We start from the raw sequence: 9,649 nt of genomic DNA, 5'->3' as shown, positions 1-9,649 counted from the left end.
GCCAGCGCTGTTACTCTGTCCATGCGGAAACTCCGTTCTCCGAGGTGACGAGGTTGTAATTCAAGTCACTTTATGAACGGTTTTCCGCTTTTTTTATAGATCAATCCTTAACTTGATGCCTATGAGGTCAGCGCAGCGCGACCTGCGGTTGTTTGTTGGCAGTGGAGCGTCGACCCCGAAGTGGGTCGCAGACCTTGTCGTGGATGATCTTCAACCCCATTCGGGGTTAGCACGCGTGTTTCGCGGAGTTTCCGGTGGTGTTCGCTTGCGCTCAAACCACCGGCTATTTTCTAAAACGCCTTCGGCGTAGGAAAACTTGTGGCTCATCCGACGGAAGCGTGCGCTGGAGGTTTTGGTGACATGGCTCCAGTATCCAATGATTGATTTTTCGGAGGTGATAGTGGATGTTAGACTGGAGCTGGCGGGAGAAACGGAGCCGAGCTCTGCAGAGGTGCTGGCTTGGCAAGGGATATCTCGGTCGATGGTACGCCAATGGTGTTGCCGGTCCCTGTCGGACATTCGTTCGTCAGGGACGCATTCTTGTAAGATTATTGGATACTAGAGCCATGCCTAGAAAAACCTACCCCCTGTGCTCCGCGCACGCTTCCGTCGGATGAGCCAAACTGGTGGGTAAGGGGCAGGTGGGAACCGGCCCTACGTGCTGCAGTATCAGCTAGCCACGAATTACTCGAATCGACACGAATAGAATCCACTTCTTGATATTCATTCATGCTGCCGAGTGGTCTTGATGCGCTGTTTCCTCATTTTGCCATACAACGTTGTCGGTTTCAGTCCCAATGCTTCAGCGGCGCCGCCTGGGCCGTAGATTTTTCCGTCGCAGCGCTGGAGCGCGCCCAGAATAGCACGGCGTTCGATTTCCGCCAGCGTCGGTTGGACAGCGGTGGTCGCTTCGAGAGCCCCCCCTTGCGCGTCGCTGGGTGAGGATCCATCTCCCGCCAACCATGACGACTCGATCGATAGCGTGTCGCCGCGGCTGATGATCATCGACCGCTCGATGATGTTTTCGAACTCACGCACATTCCCCGGCCACTCGTACTGCATCAAAATTTCCATCGTGTGTCGGTCCACGCGGGTAATCGGTTTGTTCATCCGCTTGGAGAATCGAGCGATGAAGTGGTTCAGCAGCGCCGGGATATCTTCGCGGCGTTGACGCAGTGGCGGAACGGAAATCGGAAAGACATTCAGGCGGTAGTAGAGGTCGTCGCGAAATTCATCCGCTGCCACCGCCGCTTTCAGATCACGATTGCTCGCTGCGATCACGCGCGTGTCGATCTCGATGGGCGCATTGCCGCCGACCCGTTCGATCTCACGCTCCTGCAATACCCGCAGCAGCATGACCTGGGTTTCCGCAGGCACCTCAGAGATCTCGTCGAGAAAGATGCTCCCGTGGTCGGAGAGTTCGAATCGACCTTTGCGAAGTTCGGTTGCGCCGGTGAACGCACCCGCCTCGTGACCAAACAGTTCGCTGGCGATGAGGTTGGGTGCCAGCGAGGCGCAGTTGACCTTTACGAGCAGATTCTCGCGTCTTGAACTGGTCTCGTGAATCGCGCGGGCGATCAATTCTTTCCCAGTTCCCGTCTCACCGAGGATCAGGACCGTCGAATCCGTCAGGGCAACCTGCTCGACGGCGACGCGTACCTGCCGCATTGCCGGCGAGTCGCCGATGATGTTGCCAAAGTCGTGATCGGTGCGGATCTCGTCTCGTAGATACACATTCTGTTGCTCGAGCTCCTGTTTGAGTCGATCGATCTCGCTATATGCCGACGCGTTGTCCAATGCGATCGAAAGTTGGCTGCAGATCTCACGGAGCAACTCGAGGTCCCACTGGTCGGGCTGGTGTTCGCGACGCGAGACAATGCCGAGCACGCCCACACTCTGGTCGCGCGACAGCAAGGGCATGTAGACTTTGGATCCATAGCCCGTTTCGAGCAAACGCAAGTCCTCGGGGAAATCATGGCCATGCTGCAACGACCGCACCACTTGGGGAACCCGGTGCTGCATCACCCAGTCGAATGCGGACCCCGGCAAAGACTGCGTGGGTAGTTCCGGCCACGACTCTCGCTCGCCGTCGAATTCCAAGGCGAAACCATGCCTCACCGGTGAGGTCGCCGAGGTCAGTAGCAGACTCACGCGATCGCAGCCGAGTTGTTTGCGGATCTGCACGGCGGCATGATGGAAAACTTCTCGCATGTCGAGGCTCGAGTTGACGACCCGCCCCATCTCAACGAGCAATCGATACCGAGCCTCCGATTGCCGTAGCTGCTGCGTTTGTTTATCGACCTCGCGTTTGAGCGTGTCGAGGAAATCGTCCTTTGCCAGATTCGCAGAAGCGAGGTCGCGATTGGTTTGTTCCAGTTGACCAATCAGTCGAGTCTTCTCAACCCCGATCGCAATCGGGCTCGCCAGGCGAGCGAGCAGCTCGGCGTGATCCCCAGTGTAGATGCCAGGTTCTCGTGACGAGAAAAAGATCACGCCAATCGGTTTGGCATCGGCCAGCAACGGGAGCGTGAGACTCGAACGCATCCCCTCGCGAACAATCAGGGAAGTTGAGCTCGATCCAGGCTTGCGGCGCAAGTACTCTTCCAGGTCCGCGATAATCCGTGGCTGGCCAGTTTCGAGCAGCGGGGCGAGAGTCGATCCGGCGACCCGGGCAGCGTAGCCGGTCTTGAGCATCACCTCGCCATCGGAGCGGCACGAAACCAATCGCAGAACGTGAGCGGGCTCCTCGAGCAGCGCCACGGCAATGCGGTTGTAGGGAACCACCCCCGATAGCTGGTCGAATACCGACCCGAGCAGCTCATCGAGTCCCTGGCCCATGTTGAGCTGGCGGAGCATCCGTTCGACAAGCTGTTCGTAGTTCGCAGCAGACGAGTTAGCAGCAGACGAATTCGCCGGGGACGTGATGGCGGTGGGGTCGGGCACGGTAAAAATCCAGGGAAGATCGCATTCACACACGGAACCAACCTAATATGATCGACCAACCATATTTCGACAATGGTGCAAGGAACGGCATTTGTGCGATGAATTTGATGATTGTGCCGCCTAACTCGACACATGATCGACCAAATATGGTTGGTTTGGCGATCGGCGCAATTCTGCTAATATCTTTCGCAAGGCTTTGCTTGCAAACGGCTTAGGTTAATTCTCGGCCACTCTGGTTAAACGAATGGCACGATAAATGCATTCTTCTGTTGACAACATGGTGACTCATCCCTGAGCAGCATCGCCGCCCTGGTTCGCAACCCACGCGAGGCAGCGTTCGCGGCTGCTGACTTCACCGAGGCTTTTCCACCCGCTGCCGTTTCCAACACTTCCCCTGCATGCCCCACGTTGTCGCCGAGCCGTGCTACGAGTGCAAACACATTGATTGTGTGGTGGTTTGCCCGGTGGAGTGTTTTCACGAGGGGCCGAGCATGCTGTACATCCATCCTGATGAGTGTATCGACTGCGAAGCCTGCGTGCCCGAGTGCCCCGAGGGAGCGATTTACCATGAGGATCAGTTGCCGAGTGATTGGGCGCCCTTTCGGGACCTAAACGCCACCATGGCTCGGCAAACTCCCCCCATATCGAGTGCACCTCCCCGCACACCTCACGGTGGTGGTTCACCATAACCGCCCATCGGGCTAGGCTACTACGCCCACTCGATCGACCTCCTTCTCTCTCATTTCGAACCAATTCAATCTCCACTGAATTGACATCCCAGGCCACCCCGGAGAATCAATCATGTCCACTGAAAACGCGATGCTCGAAGAATTTTCGCAGCGTGAATACGAGCACGGCTTCGTCACCGACATCGAGGCGGACTCGATTCCAGCTGGGCTTAGTGAGGAGGTCGTTCGCCTGATCTCGGAGAAGAAGGGTGAGCCGCAATGGCTGTTGGATTGGCGACTGAAGGCGTATCGGCATTGGCTGACGCTGGAGGAGCCGCAGTGGCACAATGTGAACTATTCGCCGATTGACTACCAAGCCGCGGTCTACTATTCGGCGCCGAAGAAGAAGCCGCAATTGGCGAGCCTTGATGAGGTCGACCCGGTATTGCTGGAGACTTACGAGAAGCTCGGCATTCCGCTCGAGGAGCAGAAGGTGCTCGCCAACGTCGCCGTTGACGCGGTGTTCGACAGCGTCTCGATCGTGACGACGTTTCGCGAGACGTTGGAGAAGCACGGCGTGATCTTCTGCCCGTTCTCCGAAGCGGTCCACGACCACCCGGAGCTGGTTAAGAAGTACTTGGGCACGGTGGTTCCCCACTCAGACAACTTTTTCGCATCGCTGAACTCGGCGGTCTTCAGTGACGGTTCCTTCTGCTACATCCCCAAGGGCGTCCGCTGCCCGATGGAGCTGTCGACGTACTTCCGCATCAACGCGCAGAATACGGGCCAGTTCGAGCGGACTCTGATCGTCGCTGAAGAGGGCAGCTATGTTAGTTACCTCGAAGGCTGCACGGCCCCCAAGCGGGACGAGAATCAATTGCACGCGGCGGTTGTTGAATTAGTCGCCCTCGATGACGCGCAGATCAAATACTCCACCGTCCAAAACTGGTATCCCGGCGACAGCGAAGGCAAAGGCGGGATCTATAACTTCGTGACCAAACGCGGTGCTTGCCGCGGTGAGAACTCGAAGATCTCTTGGACCCAAGTCGAAACGGGTTCAGCGATCACCTGGAAATACCCCAGCGTGATCCTGCAAGGTGACAATTCGGTCGGCGAGTTTTACAGCGTTGCCGTTACAGCCAATCATCAACAAGCCGATACGGGCACGAAGATGATTCACATCGGCAAGAACACCAAGAGCACGATCATCTCCAAGGGGATTTCGGCAGGCGTGGGCCAGAACAGCTACCGGGGCGAGGTCAAGGTGATGAAGAATGCGACCAATGCTCGCAACTTCTCTCAGTGCGATTCGATGTTGATCGGTGACCGCTGCGGTGCCCACACCTTCCCGTACATCGAAGTCCGAAACACGACGGGCAAAGTCGAGCACGAAGCCTCCACGTCCAAGGTCGGTGAGGATCAAATTTACTACTTGCGGCAACGCGGATTGTCGACCGAAGACGCGGTCAACATGATCGTCAACGGTTTCTGCAAGGAAGTCTACGACGTTCTGCCGATGGAGTTTGCCGTGGAAGCCCGCAAGCTTCTCAATGTCAGCCTCGAAGGCAGTGTCGGTTAAAGCGAATTGTTTGTCCCCGCGGCGTCAACGCGTCGCCTCTGAGCTTCCGAGTTGCTCCTCCCTCTCATCCATTCAATCAACGAACCCAGTTTCCAATCATGTTAGAAATCAAAAACCTACACGCTCGCAGTGAAGACACGGAGATCTTGCGAGGCATCAATCTGAGCGTCGCCGCTGGCGAAGTCCATGCCATCATGGGGCCCAACGGTTCCGGAAAGAGCACCCTCGCACACGTCCTCGCCGGTCGAGAAGACTACGAGATCACCGAGGGAGAGGTGACCTACGATGGCAAGGATTTGCTCGACATGGAGATTGAAGAGCGGGCGGCCGAAGGCGTCTTCCTCGCCTACCAGTACCCTGTCGAAATCTCCGGTGTCAGCAACAAGTACTTCCTCAAAGCAGCCATCAACTCGATCCACAAGTATCGTGACGAGCCTGTGATCAGCCGCAAGGATTTCGTTGCTCTGCTCAAGGAGAAGTTGGAACTGCTCGGGATGGATAAGTCCATGATGGATCGGAGCGTCAACGAAGGGTTCTCAGGCGGTGAAAAGAAACGCAATGAGATTCTGCAGATGGCCATGCTCGAGCCCAAGCTCGCGGTCCTGGATGAAACCGATTCAGGGTTGGACATCGACGCTCTGAAAATTGTCTCCGAAGGTGTCAACGCACTTCGTAGCCCTGAGCGAGCGATCATTGTCGTGACCCACTACCAACGACTGCTCGAGTACATCGTGCCTGATAAAGTCCACGTGCTCGCCGGCGGCAAGATCGTCCGGAGCGGCGACAAATCGCTCGCACTGGAGTTGGAGGACAAGGGCTACAGCTTCTTGCAGTCGGGTGCCGAGACGGTTGCAGCGGGCTAGACCGAGCGAACCAACGGCGAATCCAAACACACCTCTATTCAATCTTTCTCAACGATCATCATGATTGCCACCCAATCTGACGCATATCAAGAATCCTTCGCGGCGTTCCAGGCCGATCAATCGGCGACTTCACCCGCCTGGCTCAACGAAGCCCGACAGACCGCTTGGGACCGTTTCCTCGAGCGAGGCTTGCCAACGCGGCGTGATGAAGATTGGAGATTCACGCCGGTCGCGTCCCTGGCCGGACGCAACTACCGCAACGTGCAATCCCTGTCGCTGGCGTCGGACACCGTCGAGACCCTCCTGCAACGCGCCAAACTCGACGATGATTTCCATCGTCTGGTGTTCGTCAACGGCCACTACGTCGAGGGAGCTTCATCCCACCAGGACTTGCCCGAAGGTGTGGTCGTCGAGAATCTCGCCAGCTCGATTCGAGAAGGTCGCGACCTCGCCGAGCAACTGCTCACGCAGCCCGTAGGCAAGGAAGAGTCTGCATTTACGGACCTCAATACCGCGTTCGCGAGTGATGGGGCTGTGATCGATGTGGCCGATGGCGTCACGCTCGATCGACCCGTGCACTTGATTTTCCTCAGCGTCGAGGATGGTCCTACCGCCTGCCACCCACGCAACCTCATCCGGTTGGGCAACGGCAGTAGCGCTACCGTGGTAGAAAGCTACCACGGCCGCGATGGTGATGGCTACTTCACCAACGCTGTCACACAGATCGAGTTGGCTGAGCAGGCCAATTTGGATCACCACAAATTGCAGCATGAGCAACGCGATTCACTGCATATCGCTAGCAGTCACATCGACCAGAAAGAACACAGTCGATTCTGCTCGCATTACTTCTCCTTCGGCGCCGAACTCGCTCGCAACGAGCTGAACTGCATTCTCGACGGCGAAGAGATTGTTTCGACATTGAACGGCCTGTACATGCCGACGGGTGAACAGTTGATGGATTGTCGCACCCGGATCGATCACGCCAAACCGAACTGCAATACCTACGAGTTGTACAAAGGCATTTTGGACGATCGCGCCCGCGGCGTTTTCAATGGCAAGATCTTTGTGCATCAGGACGCTCAGAAGACAGATGCTAAACAGAGCAATCAAGCCTTGTTGCTGTCCGATGATGCCGTCGTCAATACAAAACCGCAGTTAGAAATCTACGCCGACGATGTGAAATGCACGCACGGGGCAACGATTGGTGAACTCGATGAGCAGGCTCTTTACTACCTGCGTTCACGGGGCATTCCCGAAAGCCTGGCTCGGAAGATGCTGATCTTCGCGTTTGCCAATGACGTGGTGCAAGGCGTTGAGGTTCCCGCCGTCGTCCAACACCTCGAAGCCATCCTGCTTTCGAGCCACGGCCTGCCGGACGTTTAATCGTCGGTCTGCTTTCGGGCAGCAAAAAATACGGAAATAGCCAGTCTCGTTGCTCCCTCGTGTGCTTGTCATGCGAGGGAGCAAACTGTTGGGTGCTATATTCAGCGGTGCCTTAGTCAGTGGTGCGTGAACTCAGCGTGACGCCTGATCGCAGCATGCCGGCAAACGTCAGGCACCAAACGATGAGGGCGAGCCAGACGAAGATGTTGGGGATGAACTGCAGATAAGGCAGGTCGAGTTGTTCTTCCAGCCGATACGTGCAGGTCGTGTACATACCCAACGGGAACACCAGGGCCCAGTATTGCAAGTCATAAGTGATGGGATATCGCTTCAACACGTGTCTCCAAACTCCCAGCGTGATCAGCATGGGGATCCAAGCAGTCGCAGTCGCCCAGAAGAGCAGCGTGAACCCTTTGAGGAAGGGCTGGAGCTCGTCGAGTAAGTGCCTGCCGTCGGCGGCGGCAACCAAGCTGACGCCCGCGAGCGTCGAGATCGCCATCGCCCCCATATTGATCCAGTAGGGTGGCGATAGATCCGAGGGTTTCATCGGCAAGAATGCATATCGATAGAAGATCATCGAGATGATCCAGATATAGAGCATCCCACCGCCCAGCCACATCGTCAGGGCGAAGAACAGCGTCGATTCCCGGTATATCTCAAAACCGCTGGCCAGCATCGAGCCGAGTAGAGAAACGGACTGAGTCGCAACGACTGACACGAGCCAACCTCCGTGGAGCGCTTCGATGATCGGCGGTTTTTCCGGCAGTGTAAAAATGCAAGTGAAAATGGTGTACGTCAACACGAACCAGAGGATGATACCGAGCACCCACAAGGCGGTCGCGACGCCGCGCATCCCGGCAATGAGCAAGAACTGATTGCCTAGAACGCAGGTCGCAGCCACCCATGTGAAAAAACTCACGCCTTGACCGTGATCGATTAGGTCCCCGAAGAAGCGTCGTGTATAGAGCGTTGCACGCAGTCCATTGAGGGTCCATAGAATCAGATACGCCGCGATGTTGATCCAGAAGAGCAATCGGGAGACGTGTTCATAACCGATGAAATGACAGGCCAGAGAGACGATGCCGGTCGCCATCACCATCGAAAAGTACGCCGGGCTGAGTGATTCGACGCACTGCCAGAATCGTGATCGGGGATTGCTGTCGTGAGCAGGCGTAACGGGTGCGATCACTTTCGATCCAACGCCGTGAGATACCACATCAGTCCCAGGTTGAGCCCCAAGCAAATCGTGCTGGCGATTGCAGCCGGCCAGACGACCGACTCATCACCACCGAGCCAGCGAGTGTTGCCATCGCAATCAAACCGCGGATACCCGCATGGCGAGCTTCCGGCTGGAACCAAGTCGATTTCATGCCGACGTTCCTTCACGAGATGAGTGGGTGGGGAGAGTTCATTGGGCTAATCCGACGGAAGCGTGCGCCCGAGGTTTTCAAGGCATGGCTCCAGTATCGAAGGATTTATTTGTGGGATGTGATTATCAATGTTAGAGCGTTTGTTCATCAGGGACGCATTTTTGAACGATCATTGGATACTAGTGGTCTGTCACGACTTATTCTTAGGGTAGTGGACGAGGCGACGAGTCCTGAACTGGCGTCAAATCCAAGGACTCGTCGCCTCCCGTTGATTACCCATTAGTTTGCTCCCCCGTGTGCTTGTCACACGCCGAAGCGACGTTTTGAAATTAGAAAACCGCGGTATCGACACACGTTCCCCTGTCAGCTTGTCTGACAGGAAACCAAGTCGATAAACTTTGCTGTCATGCGGGGCAAGCCCGCATGGGAGCGGGGTGAATGCTCCATCTTGATCTAATCACAAAACGGTGATTCCTGTCAGACAAGCTGACAGGGGATCTGGTTTTGTGGGTAATGACCAGCTCGTCGCCTCGTCCACTACGATCAACCCTAACTTTTAACTGTGACAGACCACTAGAGCCATGCCTGGTATGTCCCCAAGTTAGCCTAAAAAACTACCAGGGGCGCATTCTGAGTGCTTTCATTGAAGGAATTCACTTTCCCTTCAATCAAGGAACTCCGATATGGCAATCGCCACCAAGAAACGTTCGTCAAAATCGTCAAAATCCAATCAGGCCCGTTACATCGGCAAGCCAGCTGGGGTGATTCAGCAGCGAGTCGAGGCGGTCGGTCCCTCTCACTTTGGTGTCGTTTCGGTCGACTGCGCCAAACGCAGATCCAAGT

General features: G+C 56.1%; 7 protein-coding genes. 4 read left to right on the top strand and 3 right to left on the bottom strand.

Annotated features, from left to right (window positions below; genetic code table 11):
- Positions 1-723: 723 nt before the first annotated feature.
- On the bottom strand, positions 724-2,943 hold the full coding sequence (locus CA85_RS24230) for a sigma 54-interacting transcriptional regulator (RefSeq protein ID WP_246113113.1): 2,220 nt from the start codon (positions 2,941-2,943) through the stop codon (positions 724-726).
- A 398-nt stretch (positions 2,944-3,341) separates the two neighbouring features.
- Between CA85_RS24230 and CA85_RS26255 the strand changes: the two genes are divergently transcribed.
- From CA85_RS26255 to sufD, 4 genes are all read left to right on the top strand, one after another.
- Entirely contained in the window at positions 3,342-3,632 is a 291-nt protein-coding gene (locus tag CA85_RS26255; protein WP_146394240.1) for a 4Fe-4S dicluster domain-containing protein, read from the top strand.
- 112 nt (positions 3,633-3,744) lie between these two features.
- A complete protein-coding gene (sufB, locus tag CA85_RS24220) occupies positions 3,745-5,190 on the top strand; it encodes a Fe-S cluster assembly protein SufB (protein ID WP_146394238.1) in 1,446 nt (481 codons plus the stop codon).
- 98 nt (positions 5,191-5,288) lie between these two features.
- Positions 5,289-6,053 (top strand): Fe-S cluster assembly ATPase SufC, encoded by a 765-nt coding sequence (sufC, locus tag CA85_RS24215; RefSeq protein WP_146394236.1) that lies wholly within the window; start codon positions 5,289-5,291, stop codon positions 6,051-6,053.
- A 60-nt stretch (positions 6,054-6,113) separates the two neighbouring features.
- A complete protein-coding gene (gene sufD / locus CA85_RS24210) occupies positions 6,114-7,436 on the top strand; it encodes a Fe-S cluster assembly protein SufD (RefSeq protein WP_146394234.1) in 1,323 nt (440 codons plus the stop codon).
- 112 nt (positions 7,437-7,548) lie between these two features.
- Here the strand turns inward: sufD and CA85_RS24205 are convergent, their stop codons facing one another.
- On the bottom strand, positions 7,549-8,625 hold the full coding sequence (locus CA85_RS24205; RefSeq protein WP_222435526.1) for a tellurite resistance/C4-dicarboxylate transporter family protein: 1,077 nt from the start codon (positions 8,623-8,625) through the stop codon (positions 7,549-7,551).
- The gene (locus CA85_RS25290; RefSeq protein WP_391564954.1) at positions 8,622-8,822 is read right to left on the bottom strand and encodes a DUF6755 family protein; all 201 of its coding nucleotides are present in this window, start codon (positions 8,820-8,822) and stop codon (positions 8,622-8,624) included. The genes CA85_RS24205 and CA85_RS25290 overlap by 4 nt, the downstream gene beginning before the upstream one ends.
- Between the last annotated feature and the right edge of the window lie 827 nt (positions 8,823-9,649).

The organism is Allorhodopirellula solitaria (assembly GCF_007859855.1).
Lineage (GTDB): Bacteria > Planctomycetota > Planctomycetia > Pirellulales > Pirellulaceae > Rhodopirellula > Rhodopirellula solitaria.
The sequence above is the reverse complement of the archived record's forward strand: the minus strand, read 5'-3'. Positions and strand labels throughout refer to the sequence as shown.